General features: G+C 43.5%; 18 protein-coding genes. 1 reads left to right on the top strand and 17 read right to left on the bottom strand.

Annotated elements, in window-relative coordinates; genetic code table 11:
• Positions 1-79: 79 nt before the first annotated feature.
• The 14 genes from ABN217_RS04700 to ABN217_RS04635 form a co-directional block, all read right to left on the bottom strand.
• Positions 80-2,131 (bottom strand): P22-gp16 family phage DNA ejection protein, encoded by a 2,052-nt coding sequence (locus ABN217_RS04700; RefSeq protein WP_349459129.1) that lies wholly within the window; start codon positions 2,129-2,131, stop codon positions 80-82.
• Positions 2,131-3,576, bottom strand: coding sequence for a phage DNA ejection protein (locus ABN217_RS04695; RefSeq protein ID WP_349459128.1), 1,446 nt, complete (start codon positions 3,574-3,576; stop codon positions 2,131-2,133). Before ABN217_RS04695 ends, ABN217_RS04700 begins: the two co-directional genes overlap by 1 nt.
• Positions 3,576-4,235: a P22-gp17 family phage DNA ejection protein gene (locus ABN217_RS04690; protein ID WP_349459127.1), complete on the bottom strand. Its 660-nt coding sequence runs from the start codon at positions 4,233-4,235 to the stop codon at positions 3,576-3,578. The genes ABN217_RS04695 and ABN217_RS04690 overlap by 1 nt, the downstream gene beginning before the upstream one ends.
• The gene (locus ABN217_RS04685; protein WP_349459126.1) at positions 4,229-4,690 is read right to left on the bottom strand and encodes a DUF2824 family protein; all 462 of its coding nucleotides are present in this window, start codon (positions 4,688-4,690) and stop codon (positions 4,229-4,231) included. Before ABN217_RS04685 ends, ABN217_RS04690 begins: the two co-directional genes overlap by 7 nt.
• Positions 4,690-5,391 (bottom strand): phage tail protein, encoded by a 702-nt coding sequence (locus tag ABN217_RS04680; protein WP_349459125.1) that lies wholly within the window; start codon positions 5,389-5,391, stop codon positions 4,690-4,692. Before ABN217_RS04680 ends, ABN217_RS04685 begins: the two co-directional genes overlap by 1 nt.
• A complete protein-coding gene (locus tag ABN217_RS04675) occupies positions 5,388-7,169 on the bottom strand; it encodes a packaged DNA stabilization protein (protein WP_349459124.1) in 1,782 nt (593 codons plus the stop codon). Before ABN217_RS04675 ends, ABN217_RS04680 begins: the two co-directional genes overlap by 4 nt.
• Positions 7,141-7,623, bottom strand: coding sequence for a packaged DNA stabilization gp4 family protein (locus ABN217_RS04670; protein ID WP_349459123.1), 483 nt, complete (start codon positions 7,621-7,623; stop codon positions 7,141-7,143). The genes ABN217_RS04675 and ABN217_RS04670 overlap by 29 nt, the downstream gene beginning before the upstream one ends.
• Positions 7,604-7,795: a hypothetical protein gene (locus ABN217_RS04665; RefSeq protein ID WP_310990015.1), complete on the bottom strand. Its 192-nt coding sequence runs from the start codon at positions 7,793-7,795 to the stop codon at positions 7,604-7,606. The genes ABN217_RS04670 and ABN217_RS04665 overlap by 20 nt, the downstream gene beginning before the upstream one ends.
• A gap of 53 nt (positions 7,796-7,848) precedes the next feature.
• Complete coding sequence (locus ABN217_RS04660) at positions 7,849-9,120, bottom strand: P22 phage gp5 family major capsid protein (RefSeq protein WP_349459122.1); 1,272 nt, start codon at positions 9,118-9,120, stop codon at positions 7,849-7,851.
• Positions 9,121-9,134: 14 nt separating this feature from the next.
• Positions 9,135-10,034: a phage capsid protein gene (locus tag ABN217_RS04655; protein WP_349459121.1), complete on the bottom strand. Its 900-nt coding sequence runs from the start codon at positions 10,032-10,034 to the stop codon at positions 9,135-9,137.
• 10 nt (positions 10,035-10,044) lie between these two features.
• Positions 10,045-12,246 carry a portal protein gene (locus ABN217_RS04650; RefSeq protein WP_349459120.1) on the bottom strand — a complete coding sequence of 734 codons (2,202 nt, stop codon included), beginning with the start codon at positions 12,244-12,246 and terminating at the stop codon, positions 10,045-10,047.
• Between the two features lie 2 nt (positions 12,247-12,248).
• Positions 12,249-13,532: a phage terminase large subunit family protein gene (locus ABN217_RS04645; protein ID WP_349459119.1), complete on the bottom strand. Its 1,284-nt coding sequence runs from the start codon at positions 13,530-13,532 to the stop codon at positions 12,249-12,251.
• Between the two features lie 127 nt (positions 13,533-13,659).
• Entirely contained in the window at positions 13,660-14,100 is a 441-nt protein-coding gene (locus ABN217_RS04640; RefSeq protein ID WP_349459118.1) for a terminase small subunit-like protein, read from the bottom strand.
• Between the two features lie 55 nt (positions 14,101-14,155).
• The gene (locus tag ABN217_RS04635; protein ID WP_142836734.1) at positions 14,156-14,383 is read right to left on the bottom strand and encodes a DUF2560 family protein; all 228 of its coding nucleotides are present in this window, start codon (positions 14,381-14,383) and stop codon (positions 14,156-14,158) included.
• 3 nt (positions 14,384-14,386) lie between these two features.
• Between ABN217_RS04635 and ABN217_RS04630 the strand changes: the two genes are divergently transcribed.
• Complete coding sequence (locus tag ABN217_RS04630) at positions 14,387-14,620, top strand: hypothetical protein (protein WP_349459117.1); 234 nt, start codon at positions 14,387-14,389, stop codon at positions 14,618-14,620.
• Here the strand turns inward: ABN217_RS04630 and ABN217_RS04625 are convergent.
• Genes ABN217_RS04625 through ABN217_RS04615 form a run of 3 tightly spaced genes read right to left on the bottom strand, consistent with a single transcriptional unit; the run spans position 14,595 to position 15,758 of the window.
• Positions 14,595-15,047, bottom strand: coding sequence for a lysis protein (locus ABN217_RS04625; RefSeq protein ID WP_349459116.1), 453 nt, complete (start codon positions 15,045-15,047; stop codon positions 14,595-14,597). The genes ABN217_RS04630 and ABN217_RS04625 overlap by 26 nt on opposite strands.
• The gene (locus tag ABN217_RS04620; RefSeq protein WP_349459115.1) at positions 15,044-15,448 is read right to left on the bottom strand and encodes a structural protein; all 405 of its coding nucleotides are present in this window, start codon (positions 15,446-15,448) and stop codon (positions 15,044-15,046) included. The genes ABN217_RS04625 and ABN217_RS04620 overlap by 4 nt, the downstream gene beginning before the upstream one ends.
• Positions 15,441-15,758, bottom strand: a complete 318-nt coding sequence (locus ABN217_RS04615; protein ID WP_161729384.1) for a phage holin, lambda family — start codon at positions 15,756-15,758, stop codon at positions 15,441-15,443. Before ABN217_RS04615 ends, ABN217_RS04620 begins: the two co-directional genes overlap by 8 nt.
• Positions 15,759-16,044 lie beyond the last annotated feature (286 nt).

Genomic DNA, 16,044 nt, shown 5'->3' with positions numbered 1-16,044 from the left:
TTAATCTGGTGTATTTTGGACGTAAAAAAACCGCAACTAAGCGGTGTTGTTATTCGCAGGTTATCCATAACCTTATTGATTAGTTTCTGCTTTCGGTTTGACCAGTAGCAGTTAGAGTGTTGATGATATTAGTTATCGCTCTATCTCTGGCAGTACTTCCTCGTGGTGTGTTGTGTAGGCGTAATAACATGTTTCTTATCGCTGGTGATTCATACATTCTAGCAATTAAACCGGTTCCAGCTTCAACGCCAAGAGAAGTGCCACCAGTTAATAGCGTTGCCGCTGTTCGCGTTGGCGTTATCAGTGACATGCCCGTTTGCGTAACTTGGTTTGCTGTGCTGGCTCTTCTGGTCGCCTCAAGAACATCGCGCATTCCCTCAACCATTCTTCGTTGTTGCTGGTTAAAGACTGTATTAAACACCTGTCCATTGGATTGATTGATTAGTTGGTTTAATTGAGTAACCATACGCTGAGGAGAGCCATTAGCTTTCTCATAGGCACGGGTCAAATAAGCAGATCGTAATTGGTTTCTGCCATTCTCATTGACCATATTGAATATTCTAGCGATGTCACTAGGGCGCTTACTGTAAACAAGATTGTTGATTAGCTCTGGTGTGATGTCACCTTTCTCTAAAGCGTTCTTTAGCCCTGTTTTCTCTATCCCTCTGGCTATGTTTCTATATTCATTATTTGCATGACGAAGCTGATTTAATGCACCAGCACCTAGATTCTGACCAACAGATCTATTCATGTCATTTGTCATGGCTGTGTTTATTCTGTTGTATGCAGACTCAAGAGCTGTAGGCATAGCCAAGTTATCACCTTGCAGGCTTTGACGAAGTTCTGTTCTCAAATTACGAAGCTCTTCAAAGCTAGCACCATTTGCAACCCTATTTCTGAGGTTCGTTAGTATTTGCGTAGCGGCGTTATTTGGAGCTAAACCATTTCCTATCCGTTGTAATGCCTCATCAATTGCTGGAATAGATCTGGTTGGAGTAACTGGAACACCTGTCATTTGCTGAGTAATGTTATTTATCACGCCACCATGCATGTCTTTAGCCCTGCGCAATCCTGCGTTAACCTCTCCTTGCATAACATGCGGAGCATAAATACCGAATTCTTGCTCAATCATCTGTGGAACAGACTCGACAAAGTTTTCTCTTTGCTCTGCTTGTATTGCCCTGCGGTTACCGGTACCACCAACACTCTGCTCACCTGCCTGTTGAAGTTGCCTTCCTACTGACGTTCTTGGTGGTAAAACATCTGTTGTCAGTACATCTATTCCATTTTGCTCAGCATTCCTTAATAACTGTTGAGTTTCTGGCGCGATATTTCCACTTGTTGCGCGAGATAGACCGCTAAGCCCGCGCTCAATAGCTTTTCCTCCCCCACCAATACCAGCAGACAATGCAGTTTGCCACGGGTTAATATCACCACCGCCTGCCATGTTAACGGATGACTGCAATGCTAAGTCTGTGGCTGCTGATTTTGCAGTAGCACCTAACACTGTTGGCGCTCTAGCTGCTGGGGTAAATGCAACTGCGTTCGCGATAAATGGCATGACATCTTCAGATGATAAGCCTGGCTTATTTAATGCGTAGCGACCAGATGGTAAATCAACCAGTAAATTTCCCTTTTCATCTTGAGATACCTGTCCACCCATATTACTGATAACTTTTACAAAGTCGTTATCATTACCGAACATTTGTACCCAAGCCGCTTTCATTGCATCAGTATTAAATGCATTCATTTCTGGCGAAGACATGATCCCTTCTAGTCCTTGAACTTCAGGCGTCATCTTGCTTTCACCAGTGAAGGCATCTATTACGTTTTCACGGAAACCTTTAGCATCATCAGACGATTGCTGTAAACCTTGAGAAAGATTCTGGTTGGTTTGCTTCATGCCAGCAATATAGCTGTTTTCTGGTTGTGATGGTTGGGTTGCTTGTTCGGGTTGTGATTGAGGAAGCGGATAAGCGGTATAAAACTGTTGTCTTGCGTTATTTACATCGTTGCCAACATTAGGAGCAACTACTTCATTAAAATATTGCTCCTGTGCTGATGCTTTTTGTTCGTTAGATAGTGATTGATACTCAGGTGATGAGATCACCTCTTTCCATGGTTTAGCCATTACCCACCCCAGAGATTAGAATACCCACCTTGATTATTAGTGGGTGATTGTTGCGTTGACCTCTGGCTTGCTGGTGCGCCTAGGTTTGCGTTATTTTTTGAATTAAATGCCGTTGTGTACTGGTCGATAATTTTAACAGAACTCTGCAAAGCATCCGGTGTCGAGTAATCAAGCTGCGGCATGCCTTGAAAGTACATCTTAGCCTCAGCTACTGTATTTATTCCGCTAGCCCCCATTTCTCTAGCAGCTGCGATACCCTGATTCTGCATTCTCCCTTGTATGCGCTGAGCTGCATTGTACAACTGCCTAGACTCCTGATTTACAGTTCTCGTGCTAGCATCAGCAGTAATAGGGACCGTTCCGGTTCCTCCAGTGACGCCAGTAATAGGCGATAGCTGGGACTGAGTTGCGTTTGAAATTAGCGAGATATCTGAATTCATTTGGTTACTAGATGCCGCTCCAGCAGTAGATGACACGCTAGATAAGGCGTTAACAGGAATAGTTACCACGTTCCCATTGGTATCAAATCCTTTGTAATACTTGGAATCACCAGCGCCTTGTGCATTCGGATCTATCATCACCGTTTGCCCATTAGCCAACTGAGCTTGTTGCATTTCAGTTCCTGACTTACCTTTTAATGATAGGAACTGTTTACGTTGTTCAGGTGAAAGTGTCATCATGTACTCATACTCCTGAACTGCCGCTGGCTTACTTCCTGCTGAGTTAGCTGATCGCATTGAGTTTTGAGCGGAGATGTTTTGACCTCGAACCTGTATCTGATGACCATCTCTTGTTAGTGCTTCGCCAGCTTGATTGCTTCTGATTTGCTCATCTAAACGACCTTGGTCAATCTGTCTGCCAAGTTGTTTGTCTTGTAAGTTAAAATAATCATCAATGCCTAGTGATGACATGCCAATGTGGTCCGCTAATTGAACGGCCGCTTTAGGGTCTTTTTCTGCAATAGAAACGGCTTCCATTGGATCAATGCCAAGGCGACGAAATGTATCAGCATTCTGTCTAACATAGTCAGTAGCATTACCATTCATCACCGCATTGCGATAGCCAGATGATAAGTTACCCAAAGATTCACGAACATCAGCAGAAACATCCTGCATACCTCCAGTGATAGCTTGAGCGTACTCTGGATAAGTAGCTAGTAGTTGCCTCATCCCATCACGATCACTATTTGCGTACGCCTCACCCCATGCTTTTTGGAATTCGCCTAGCCTCTCCTGTGCTTGGTATTCTCCGATGGTGTCTTTAATTCCTTTCAGGCCCTGCAAACCTTGTAATAGAATGTTGTTACCACCAGAGCGGGCTATCTCATTACTTCTATTGATGGAATCAACTACAAAATTTGCATCACTTGCTTGCGGTGCGTTTGAATTATTTAAGCCAATAGAACCTAAAAAACCAGCTCCATTACTAGGCTGCCAAGTTGCCATTAGAATAATCCTCCAAGCAATCCAAGTCCGCCACCAATTGCAGCGCCCCATGGGCCACCAATAGATGCTCCAGCCATTGCACCACCTAAGCCACCTGTGATCCCTTGCTGAAATTGCGACGGTCGATTAGCCATAGCTGCTTGAGCATTTGCATTTTGTTGTAGCAATTGCCCCATATTGTTTGCGTAGTTTTGACCAGCACTAGCCTGACCTTGCAAAGCACCAAGACCAACATTGGCTAAGTTCTGGTAGTTATTCATTTGGTCAGCCAACCAACCTTGCCCAAGCGTAGGTGCGATAGATGCAAGTTGATTACTTGTTGCTGTTGATCCCAATCCCCCAGAGGCTTCTGCACCTTGTAATTGTTGGTATCTTGCCTGCCCTGATAAATCGTTAAATGCTTGAGAGTTGTAGTATTGGTTTAATGCTTGCCCCTGACCTTCTAAAGAAGATAAGTCTTGCAATTGACCAATATACTGTTGAGCGAGTGGTGTAAATGGCGCAAGGTTTTGCATGTTTGTCTGCCACATTTTGCGCTGTAATTCAGTTGCGTTATCAGTAGCCCTTGCTTGAGCACCCGCACCACCATCACCGCCACCTTTCATATATCCATGCATGGGTAGCAGTGAGTTTCTGAATTTCTCTGAAATAATCAGCATTTTAATAACTCCTCGTACTGTTCGCGTTTTAGTTGATAGATGGTGACACCTACTGGCCTGCCGTTACTCATATATGCATCATCTAAATGACCGACACGTATAGCACCAAGCATTTTCACAATAACGCGACCGTATTTTGTGGTATCAGGAACCATAGTTACTGAATTAGTGAATTGACTGTTTCCCAGCAACCATTTGCAGAATAATTTATGTGCATCAAAGGCGTATTTACCACGGAATCCAGCATCAAATATGGCGTGGCACTCAACGACTGTATGCCAGAAGTTACGCACCTCGAAAACACCAACCAATAGAACTCCCTCATAAACACCTAAGTAAAGCGCATCGGGTTTAATGAAGTACTGATCATTGCTATCAACGATATTTCCCGTGTTCGACTTATCATTTAAAAACTCAGATAGCCGAATAGGGTTATTAATAATTTTAATTTCCATTAGTCTATTAATCCGTGTGAGCGAAGTGCATCTTCTAGCGCCTTGATTCGTTGTCTTGCCTCTATTAACCCGTTTGCTAGAGTTTGCATTTCTGACTGCGTGTAATCAGAGCTGAATGAGTATGATTGGTTAGCATTAAACAAGCCCTTAAGTGATGTACCTGTTGCTGATGTAAAGCCAGTAACACGATCGCCGACAACTTTAGTTCCGTTTACTGAGTAGGAAGTTGAAACATCAATGGGTGATAAAAGCTTCTGTTTTTCTGTTTTACTGAGAGAAACGTAATCAACTTTGATTTCAGATATTTGACCATCGAGGTCTTGTATCTTTATTTTCAGCCCATCAACGTCTTGCTCAACATTAAGGACTCTTACCTCTAACTTAGATAAATCCTCTTCCGTTTTCGTTATCCGATCTTCATGGTCAGCCAACTTAACGCCATGCTCAACAATTGTTTGTTCGGCTTCACCAAGTCTTTCCTCATGATCTACAAGAACAACATCTTGCTCATCATTCCTCTTTTGAGCATCGAAAGCTTCAGCGCCAGCCTCATTTGCACGACCAGCCACCTTCGCCATATCATCAGCACCGCTAAGCACTATTCGTCGATATGTTTCACTAAAGTTAGTCGGTAGGATATCTGGAACAATGTAAGCGGATTGAATTTCTATTGGTTTAGAAAGGTCTTCATTTGTCATCATTCAACCCTCATCGATAGATCGCTCAGTGTTACGGGCGACTTAGTGATAACGCGAACCTTAAACCCTATATTCTTCCTCACTCTTCCTACTCGTCGCCATAACACACGGCGGTCATATTGGAATGGTGAGTTTTGCTCAATCATTTGCTCTCGACCAAAGTTAATACCATCAGTTGTTGCAGAGAGAAATAACTTATCGGCAATCTGAGCAACGCCTGTTGATGCTTCAAGCTCTAAATCGAACACCCTTGCGTTATCGGCTTTAGCCATAGGCGTGTATAAAATATGCTCTACTTGCTTGTCATACTGAGATGATTTATTGAAGGCAAGATTACCAACAATCCCCTCGGTTTTATCCGCAACAGTGATTTGATTACCTTCGTACATAAAATCAATTGCACGATAAGTTTCGTCATACAGTCCAGACTTTAGAATGCACCACTGCGGGTATTGCTGGCTTCCTGCTGCATCAAAGCAAAGCGTATGGCGCTGTAAGTGAACAATGAGTAACTCATGGCCATCAAAACGAATATTCTCAAGAACTGCCAGTGACAACTCGTCTGAAGTATAACTACGGATGATCTTATCAATACTTGCAGTAGATATTTGACTAGCAGAACCAGATCCAAGGATATAGACAGATGGCGCGCCGTTTGCTGGGTTGCTGATGAATGCAAATGATTCCCCGAACTTACACTTAGCATCACGGCCAGCAATGCCCATCTGAACCATATAAGATGGCTGTGGCGCATATATTACTTGTGACGCACTTGTTGAGCCGGTAATGGTGAAGTATTCGATAGTTGACGAACCAAAACAAAGCACCATATCGCGCCAAGAATCAATAGAAATGATGCCGTCAGGTTGAGATTCAGCGGTGTAAAATGGACGGAATTTATCAGGCTTTGACTCATCATCTAAATCAGTAACGCCAAACCTTTCACCGCCTTTCTGCAACCAGATGTAGCGCCCTCGGTTACGAGCAACATCGACAACATCACCTAATTCGTATTGAGGGTATCTTTCAACTACCTCTAACACTTCTTGCGTCATTACAAATTCAGTAACGTCTTTGGCTGTTTGTTCGCTAGATTTAGCAAGGTTCATTTTATACGTGACTGTAATTTTACCGCCTGCACGCTTAATGCCTTCGACTAGAACGTCAGTAAGATAAGGTTTCTCGTCATCTTCCTGCTGAGATAATTTAACGCCCACCATTTGCTCAGTAATAAGCATCTCATTGCCGGTTTTACCATCAGAAGTTTTAGGCGTGATTTTTAACGTTAAGAACCCATCCAGATCATCCTTTGTGAGTGGCACAAAATCATCATTACCTTCTTTGTGAGTCCATTTTTTAACGTCACGTTTATAGCCTTCGGTAATTACCTCTTCCTCTGGCCAGTTAGATAACTCTTTAATCTCACCGTCATAGCGATAGAGTTTTAATTTACCGCCTGACGCCACCGCTTGACTGTAGCCAGAGTGCGCCATAGTCACCCTGTCTTTACCTTGAATGTCAGCAATGGCATTCTGTCCACGATAAAGCTTATTACCACACACGCGATAGACCGTGTTGTTTTTCGTGTTGTACTGAACACCACGAGATACACCATCAACGCTATGACGTTTTTCTAATGCAGGAAACGAACGCAAATAACCGGACGCATTCAATACCTCTTTCGGTGTGGCCAACATATTGACTGGAAGACCATCAATATAATCTGCTGTGTGCGGATCTTTTCGCAAACCCCTAGCCAGTGGAATCTTTACCTGTGGCATTAAACCCCCTCTCGACGTAATAGCTATCTACGCCTAAAGCTGTGTATTTATTACCTTGACCAACTGGCATATCCCCACGCCTATCAATAGATGGAACCTTAAGCGTATCAAGTAATAATGCATCATAAGAAGAAGACGCTGATGCCTCTTGCCTTGGTGTTGGTTCTAGCCCGTAATCAGTTAATATTCTGAGTAGCAATTGGTAGCCGATAGCTTGTTTGTATTTGCGAGGTAAGCCAGAATCATCATCTGGTGTTGGTTGCTCGTCTTCTAGTGAAAACTTATAACCCAAATCACCAAATGTTATTTGTAGTTCGGACATCATATCTTCTAGATCATGAATACCATCCTCTACCGATTGCGGCTCAGCATCAGTTAGCGTCGCATCAGAAGCAACGCCAGCCTTACGCAACGCAAATAGAACAATTTCACCTTTAGTCAGTGTCATTGCCATTTGTTTCTGCCTTCTTAGTTGCTTTGGATTTCTTTACTTCTGGCTTAGTGATTTCACCAACAGAAGAGACGAAGCCAAGTTCCTTAAATGCAGGAAAATCACTAGCCACAATGACAGCCTGTACATAACCAGCATCATTGTTAGCCCATGTGAAAACGCTTTTACGTTCCATATTTACCTCAAATAAAAAAGGGAGCCGAAGCCCCCAAATAAACAACGAGGATATTAGACGTTCCCGAAGAACTGACCGCCAAAGTGTGGGTTGAAGCACACATAAGCGGGTAGCAAGTCGAAACGCATCATTTGTTTGTTAGCGTCACCATCAGCGTATTTGTGTACGCGAATAGAGAAGCCTTCATATGTAGCCACTGCTGAATCAATGCTGTGTAATTTTGGCAGTGGGATAGTGCCCAAGCCACAGAACATTTTATTAAAGAACAGATTAGGCTTCATTTGCTGCTTAGCAGTACCGATCACTACAACCTCATCACCTGCTGCTACTTTGCGATCAACTGCGTTGTACTGTTTGTTTACTGCGTCATACACCGGAACACCAGAAAGTTTAACAGTGACATCACCAGTACCATCAGAGTTTGCATCTTCAAGAACGGTGGCAGTGAAACTGATAGCAGTGGAACCGTTATACAGAGTTTGCTTGCTTTGCTGATTTAACCAATGTGTTGCAGTGAATTTAACCTGATCACCTGCTTTAAAGAATCCGGTCTTGCTTGCTGTAGCTCCGGTCAGAGTAACAGTGAACTGATAGGAATCTTTAATGGCAGTGTAATCCACTGTTGGAGCTGTTTTAACAGTCAATGCTCCACCAAAATCACCTTGCTCACGAGATGCTAAGCCATTTGACATTAGAGCTTTAATGCCGCCAAAGTTACCCGGAATTTGTGCATTTTCCCACGCTGTACGCACTAATTGGTCAGACGCATGCAAGCCAGTTTGAGCATCAGCGAGACGTTGAGCAGACCAAGGATCCATCACTGCGTAGTTATCACCAGCTTTAATGCCAATATCTTTCAAGAAGGTAGCTGTCTGAGCAACATCTGACCATTTGGCAATTGGTGAGTTTGGCGTGCCAAGTGACAGTGCACCATTATTCATCATGAAGTGGGCTAATTCAGTCTCAAGGTCAGTGACCATTCGAGCATGAATTGGCGCTAAGATTTGGTCTAACTGATTTAACTTTAACGCTTCTTCAACTTGCGCCCACTCAACAGCGACAGTGATATAATTACCAACGCGACCAGTCGCCTTACCCGAAATAAGACCATTCTTTGCTTTACCAGTAATGTCACCATCAGCCGTACGCTCAGAGCTGAATTGGTGTGGGCGCTTAAAGCTGACACTTTCGCCAGTGCTTGAGTTGATTTCGCCAGCCAGTAATTGGCGATCAACTGTCTTACATAAAACCAAGTCGGACATAAAGCCCGGTAAAAACTTTTTAAGTACAATCTGACTTACGTTTGAATCTAAGTTATTAGCCATGTTTTACACCTTGTTTATTCAATAATTGCGCCGGGGCACAGTTTGTTTAATTCATCAGTCGTGACACTTCCCGCTCCACCTTTAACTTCCGGCTCAGGTTTAGGTGCTTTCTTTGGTTTTGGTGCTAACTTAACTTTCTGGCTAAGCTGACCAAGTAGGAATGCGGCACGTATTGGGTCTTTCTCAGCTGTAAGCCGCTGGCGCAATTCTTTATTCTTACCAAGTGCATAAGCAATTAGCTCCGTACCTTCATCGGCAGCTCTAAGTAAGATTTCCTGATGGATGATAGGAACTTCATTGGTGACAATCTCTTCCATCTCAGCGTAATCTTTTACAGGTAACTTAGATGCTCGTTGCTTATGATCTTCCAGTCGCTTAAGGATTTTTTCCTTATAGTCGAGTTGCTCTTTCTCCTTGGCTTTTTTGCTCTGATCAGCACGGCTTTTTTTCTCATACCAATCAGTTAATGCTTTCTCGTATGCCTCTTCGCTCCAATCACATGACTCTAGTGTTGGCTTCTGAGGTATTTCATCATTATGATTAACCGCTGGCTCTTGCGTTTGCTTGGCTGTAATTTCCTCAAGTTGGCGCCTTAGCTCACGGTTTTCTTTCTGAGTATCTTTAAAGCCTTTTCGAAGGTCTTTAATCCATTTAGCCGCAGACTGGTCTTCAATTAAATCTTCTTCATCAGTCAACGATATTTCTTCATCGCCGATTTGCAAGGAGTAATCTTGCTCCTGCTCGACACTCTGATCTGGTTTTACTTCAGCCGAATCACCAGTGACAACCTCGGCATTATTAGCGGTATTATTCTCACTAACTTGCGTTGATTGTTCTGTATTTTCCTGCTGTTGTGATTCCTGATTTTCAGACATAGGCACTGCCTGACCATCAATGATCAGTTCGTTTTCCATTTATTACTCCTTAACTCTGCGAGAAGTCCGCAGGAGACTGTTGGTTATTTTGTGATTGAATGGTTTTCGCAACGTCTAGGCTTTGCTTATGCTGCGTATCTGTTGCTTTTAGAATTAACTCGGCGTCTGCTCGTGATGAGTCGCCTTGTTCCTTTTGGAAGTTATGTAACATTTTAAGCGCCTCTCTAATTTCAGCGCGCTTTGTGCTATCTGCTGAGGCAAGAAGTTGAACAACTTTAGCCTCGGCAACCCTAGCTTCAGTTTGTGCTTGGAATGCTTTAACCTGAATGGATAGCTCTTCATTTTTCGTCTTCTGGACTTCTGCCTGACCTTGCAAGTACACACCTTGCGCTGCCAATAACTCAGCATTAGGCTGTTGCGCCTGTTGCTGTGCCTGAGCGACAACTTGCTCCTCTTCTGCGTTGCGAGGTTTGACGACACCTTGAGTAAGTAGCTGATTGCGGTTGTACTCCTTGAACTCATCAAGACCTTCACCATCCATATTGTCCAAGATAATCCCCTGAACAACTGCGCGCATCGGATCTTGAGGAAGCATCCCAGCAAGAAGATTTGTCAGCACTGAAACAGTGGCATCACGCCTTGCTGTATAAGATGGGCCTACATCAACCGTGACATCATAACGACCAGTAGATAAATCATTCATGGCTACAATTTCGCCTGTTTGTTTATCTCGTATCGTCACAGACATCAGCGCTATATCATCAGTACCATCCTCATTAACTACGCGAACTTGCCTATCAGATCCATATACTTCTCTAGCCATCGATAGCCATACCTCACCAGCACGTTTCAAGCTCTTAGCCATGTTATCCAGATAGATAAACGATGCCATATCAGAGCGATGCATGAGGCTATTAACAGTCTCTTTGGCAATATTGCTAGGCATTTGCTGCATTGCCTGACTAGCACCAGTTACTTCCTGAATATCTAAGCTTGTTTGCTGCAACAGTGCAGCCATTGCCTGATTAAGTGGCTGTGGTTGCGTATAACCAATTGCTGATGCTGGCGCAATAACATTGCCTTGCTTATCGGTTATTTCATTCAGAGGAAGGAATGCAGGTCTTTTTGAGTTTCTATCAGCCCAGTGTTTTTCAAGTCCTTTAATCTGTTGCTTCCCAACAATAGGAACCGAACCGGGGTCTTGAGCTGCTGAATCAGCAAGCATTGACACCTGTAAGTTATAAAGGCGCTGAGCATCCATTGCTTTTGCAATATGCCCCTCGACTCGCTCGATGTCATCAATAAACCAGCGCTTACCATAAACAGGGATTAATGGAATGTGCTCACCCGGTATTCTCTGAGCTTTCTCAAGGAATCCATCACCATCGACCACTGACACATAAACTCGGCGGCGCTTAACTGTTCTTCGAGCAACTTCAACAAAGCCAATATCAATTAATTCATCACCAACCTGATCAAGTTGTTCGCTGTCATAGGTAACAACCTCTGAAGTAATTGGGTTTCGGAAGCTGACAATATCAACTGATTCTTTTCTTACTTCATAATACTTAGCGATATAAACCACATCAGAATCAAACCAGTCATAATCCCATGATCTATCTATGCCTACATCTAGCGTTGCTGGGTCTTTTTTGTACTCAGCCTTGTACTTCTCGGTGGATAGCGAGTACATGCAAAAAGCCCATTCGGCATCAGACTTGTCATATTTCTTGGCGTCAGGGTCAAACCACACTGAACGAGACGGATCATAAATAGGCTCGATAGAAATTCGCTGCCTGTCATCCATCGGGTCTAACTCATTGACCAAGTTTGTTGTTAACCTAAAGCAACCAAATCCACCTGTTGCTGCATCATCAAATGCATTATCACAAGCCTCACCACCGTCAGTCTCTTCGTAGTCAGCACGAAACAAACCATTTAATTTATCGGCTAAATCTTCGCTTGCTTCTTTGTCACCCGGCCTAAACTTAACGGTGATTCGATTGTTGCGATACTCACTGATGATCCTGTTTAACTCGGTGGCTATCTTGTTTATTTCAAATTTAGGGTATTTCTCAAAGTGGTCATTGAGTTTAGTACCCGCAGAAGTTGCACCCTCCCATTGACCACCGGGCACTCGTGCGAACCTTGTTGCTTCGACGCATTTCGCTCTCACATCTTCTTGCGGTGAGTGCGCACGGTCAAACCTGAGCATTATTCGCTCATGTCTTTGTTGTAGTGTTTCAGCCATAGTTACCAACTAGAAGATGATGGAACGCAGATATCTTCTTCCTCTGGAGGATTCCGTATATCAGCGTATCTGATTGCGTAACGGCGCATCATGTATGCGTATCTGACAGCATCTAGGATGTCATCACGAACTTTTACAATCTTGCCTTTCTCGTCACGATGATAGAAGTTGTACTCTTCGAAGAAATCACGAAGCCCTGAGAATACTTTAAATTTCCCACGCCTCATGAGGTCGTATATTTCAAATAATCCCGGCTCTACTGACCTGCTACCATCTTCCCACTGAGCAGGGTCAAGTAGCATATTGAAGCCAGCCTCTTCATAATAGGATTTCTGTTGCAGTCCTGAGCCTTTCTCTGTTTGTAATCCATCGTTAGGCCAAGCAGTAGGAACATTTTCAGCCCACTGTTTAACTCCGCTGAATGCCTCGGCAGGTGATACCTGTCTAGCCTTGTAAGCACGGGTTAGATAGAACGTTTCGTTTTCTGTATCCCACGCTAATTGAACGTGTGCTTGAGGGTGATCCCAACCAAAGTCCATTCCATCAATAACAAAGTAGTGGTCTGGTATAGGGAACGGGTCGCACTTAATATAATCCTCACCCAAGTCATAAATACGACCATGACCAAGCATCGGAATACCTTTTGTTCGCATGTCACGCTGATGAGGTGGGAACGAAGCCAGTAATTCAGTTTTAACTTTTTCACTCAAGTGTGGCGCATCATCCCAACCAACATTCATGCAAGTTTGAGCAGATGACGGAGAATCCATAAAGCTGATAACTAAATCTGTTCTACCATTCTCTGGTGTAAATGTCAGAATGCCACGACCACCACGACCTTTATCACCTGTTGCGGTACGAGTTAAAACCTGAGGATAGATAGTAGGGTCTTTTGGCTCCTCATCGATATGGAACCAATCAACGCTATCACCCATCAATGCATGTTGTCCTTGCGAGTATGACCAGAATTGAATCTTTGATAAGTTACCTGATTTATGTCTGATGTATGCAGAGCGAACGGCATTAGGCGTACCGGCCATTGGCTCAGTATCGACAATTAACTCACTCGGTATTAATCCACCTTGCCAACCGTTATCTGTTTTCCTGCCAATGATAGGCGCTTGTAATAAGTCTCTGCACTTTTCACCAGAGTAACCAAGGCACCAAATAAGCGGTGCATGCTCGAACTTATACCCTTCCCAATCATCAGGATAATCACCCATTGCATGAATAGCGTCTATATAGGTAGCTGTGTCAGTCTTTCCGACTCGGTTAGCTGCAATCAATGCAACCTGTGAATATTCGATACTTAGTGCAATGAATTTCTTTTGCCAAGGGTAGCGAGTTTCGTAATAAGTTTTGTAGCGGTAGACATTTGCGCGGCGGGATTTTTCTTCAAGGAGCCTAAGAAGCTCAATTTTCTGCTCCCTGTCCATTATTTAGCTCCTTAATGCGCTTATCTAATTCTTCATCGGTCAAATCAGTGATAGTAATTTTCTGCTCGTGTTGAATGCGATCACCATAACGTTTAGGCGCCAACTTCGATGCGTACCATTTACGGGCGTCAACCTGCAAACGAGCCTTAGCAACTGCCGCGCCATCTTCAATGGCTGCATCGGCTAGCTTAATGATATCTTCGGCTAATAATTCCGCTTGAACCTCGCGCGCGTGCGCGTATTGTTCCCGAAACTCTTCATGCTTCTGTAACCATTCCATTACCGTACTTATCGCAGGTAAACCTGGTCTTTTGCATATCTGTCGTAGGCTTTCACCTTCCATTAGCAGCTTGCAAATATCCTCTGAAACCTCTGGCATATAACTAGACGGGCGACCACCTTTGTTTTTCTTTGTCACAGTGACCTCCTTTAATCAATTATCCAGCCCACTCGTAAATGAGCTGTGTAATTAACTACTGCGCAAATAAATCTAATGCTTGTTGAGCATCACGAGCGGCTTTCTGTGCTCTAGCTACAAACTGAGCTTCTGTCTGGCATGTTTTGTATGCGTCTTTGAATAACTCAAACTTGAGTGCGTCATCTTTTACGAACTCGATAGCTGCTTGAGCCGCTGCGGTATCATTGCCAACTAAACGCAATAGCTCTAAACGCATTTGATTCTGTGCTGTAATTTCTGTCATTTGATGTTCCTGTGTGAAGTTAATCGCAACCATCATCACGTATCACTACGTTACTTTGGTCACTTACGGCTTACCCGTCAGCAAGAAGGATCACCTCCTGTTACCTTGTCGGGGTTATTCTTTGGGAATGCTTTTATCCAATTCTTCACGGAATTGAGTTGGGTTATCGAAGCCTTGTGCTGCCATGATATTTCTCCATTAAAAAGCCCCGCTATTGAGCGAGGCATTCAGTGTTGATGTAGTTCTGCAAATACAAAGTTTGCTGTTCGTTCTCGACTATCATTTCTCTGAGACGTAGATAATCTTGTTCAACTGCTTTGTTAAGTCGTGCGGTGGTTTCATTGCTTCCGCTTTCGGTGGGATTCTTGGTGACTGCTGGACACTCGGCTTTGACATACACCCGCTTAGAGCCAGAGCTAACAGCATCACGAAGAGTGTCGATTTCATTCTTTGCACTGGATAACTCCTGAGTGTATTTAATATCGAGTTGATTTAATCGATTGATACGGGATTGATGGTCTTTGTTGATTTCGACTTGTTGTGAGAGTTGTTCAGTGAGTGATTTGTTTTCTTTACTCAACTCGCCAACTTTTACAATTAAGTACTGGAGTGAAAAAACACAAATCACAGAGCCAATTAAAAGAACCCATTTACCAACACTCATAATAACAACCAAGCATCTTCAAAGACTTTCTGACTGTATGGCTGATAACCCAACTCAACACCTACAATCGCCGTAGCTAATGCAATCGCCACTGGTTTAGATGTAACGTCGATAGGCTCATTGACACTAACGCCGATATCTTTAGCTGCTCGATTGATATAGCCAGTAGTGTTGTTTTCATTTGGTGGCGCATACCGGTCGATAATCGACTCGACAGTGTTGAGTTCGTATTTCTTTTGGTATGTCTGCAGTAATTTATAAATTGCACGAATACCGTATTCAGGTGATACAAATTGGCAGAAGCTCGGATCTGCTTGCTGTGCTGATAGTCCTTGCCATTTTGAACCATGCCGGATATTGCCCGGATTGTTATTGCGCTCACCGCGTGCTGGTCTAGTCATTTTTCAGCCCTGCCTTACCCTTAATGAGTTTACTTAATCCATCCACACCGACATATCCAATGAATACACTAGCCAGATATGCCAATTCATGATTAAGGCCAAGTAGCGTCAAGAGGTCTTTTACAAACCATGCAAACAACGCACACATAGCACCATCAAATAACGTTTTCTTCCAACCACCGCCGTTGTACTTACCACGCAGAATTGCCATGCCAGTTGCTAGTGATGCGCTAATTCCTTGCTCCTTATGAGAGGCGATAACCTGGAATACTTGATCCCAAAACTCAGGGGTTTCTTTCATATGATTCATACTCACCCCCTATTTGGAGGAATTAGTTAATAGAACGCCGACTCACAGCTCTTGTGTGAATGTGAGGTGTTGTGATTGATTCTGTGGTCGGCATATACAAAAAAAGACCGCCTAAGCGATCTTCAAAATGAGTTGTTCGGAATAACCGAACATGTGAACTATCCGGAATTTCCGGAGAGTTGAACCTGTAACGATTGCTTACAGGTTACAGATAACAAAAAACCCCGCCGAAGCGAGGTCTTGAATTCTTTTAACGTTAACGAAATGGCAATAACCCACCGTTAGA

Source organism: Proteus sp. fly-1067 (assembly GCF_040139345.1).
GTDB classification, from domain to species: domain Bacteria; phylum Pseudomonadota; class Gammaproteobacteria; order Enterobacterales; family Enterobacteriaceae; genus Proteus; species Proteus vulgaris_B.
This window is presented reverse-complemented; position numbering and strand designations above follow the sequence as displayed.

What these genes read in the sequence shown, in the direction of transcription:
- ABN217_RS04700 (WP_349459129.1), bottom strand. Translation starts at nt 2,131, where the DNA reads ATGGCTAAACCATGGAAAGAGGTGATCTCATCACCTGAGTATCAATCA.
- ABN217_RS04695 (WP_349459128.1), bottom strand. Translation starts at nt 3,576, where the DNA reads ATGGCAACTTGGCAGCCTAGTAATGGAGCTGGTTTTTTAGGTTCTATT.
- ABN217_RS04690 (WP_349459127.1), bottom strand. Translation starts at nt 4,235, where the DNA reads ATGCTGATTATTTCAGAGAAATTCAGAAACTCACTGCTACCCATGCAT.
- ABN217_RS04685 (WP_349459126.1), bottom strand. Translation starts at nt 4,690, where the DNA reads ATGGAAATTAAAATTATTAATAACCCTATTCGGCTATCTGAGTTTTTA.
- ABN217_RS04680 (WP_349459125.1), bottom strand. Translation starts at nt 5,391, where the DNA reads ATGATGACAAATGAAGACCTTTCTAAACCAATAGAAATTCAATCCGCT.
- ABN217_RS04675 (WP_349459124.1), bottom strand. Translation starts at nt 7,169, where the DNA reads ATGCCACAGGTAAAGATTCCACTGGCTAGGGGTTTGCGAAAAGATCCG.
- ABN217_RS04670 (WP_349459123.1), bottom strand. Translation starts at nt 7,623, where the DNA reads ATGGCAATGACACTGACTAAAGGTGAAATTGTTCTATTTGCGTTGCGT.
- ABN217_RS04665 (WP_310990015.1), bottom strand. Translation starts at nt 7,795, where the DNA reads ATGGAACGTAAAAGCGTTTTCACATGGGCTAACAATGATGCTGGTTAT.
- ABN217_RS04660 (WP_349459122.1), bottom strand. Translation starts at nt 9,120, where the DNA reads ATGGCTAATAACTTAGATTCAAACGTAAGTCAGATTGTACTTAAAAAG.
- ABN217_RS04655 (WP_349459121.1), bottom strand. Translation starts at nt 10,034, where the DNA reads ATGGAAAACGAACTGATCATTGATGGTCAGGCAGTGCCTATGTCTGAA.
- ABN217_RS04650 (WP_349459120.1), bottom strand. Translation starts at nt 12,246, where the DNA reads ATGGCTGAAACACTACAACAAAGACATGAGCGAATAATGCTCAGGTTT.
- ABN217_RS04635 (WP_142836734.1), bottom strand. Translation starts at nt 14,383, where the DNA reads ATGACAGAAATTACAGCACAGAATCAAATGCGTTTAGAGCTATTGCGT.
- ABN217_RS04630 (WP_349459117.1), top strand. Translation starts at nt 14,387, where the DNA reads ATGTTCCTGTGTGAAGTTAATCGCAACCATCATCACGTATCACTACGT.
- ABN217_RS04625 (WP_349459116.1), bottom strand. Translation starts at nt 15,047, where the DNA reads ATGAGTGTTGGTAAATGGGTTCTTTTAATTGGCTCTGTGATTTGTGTT.
- ABN217_RS04620 (WP_349459115.1), bottom strand. Translation starts at nt 15,448, where the DNA reads ATGACTAGACCAGCACGCGGTGAGCGCAATAACAATCCGGGCAATATC.
- ABN217_RS04615 (WP_161729384.1), bottom strand. Translation starts at nt 15,758, where the DNA reads ATGAATCATATGAAAGAAACCCCTGAGTTTTGGGATCAAGTATTCCAG.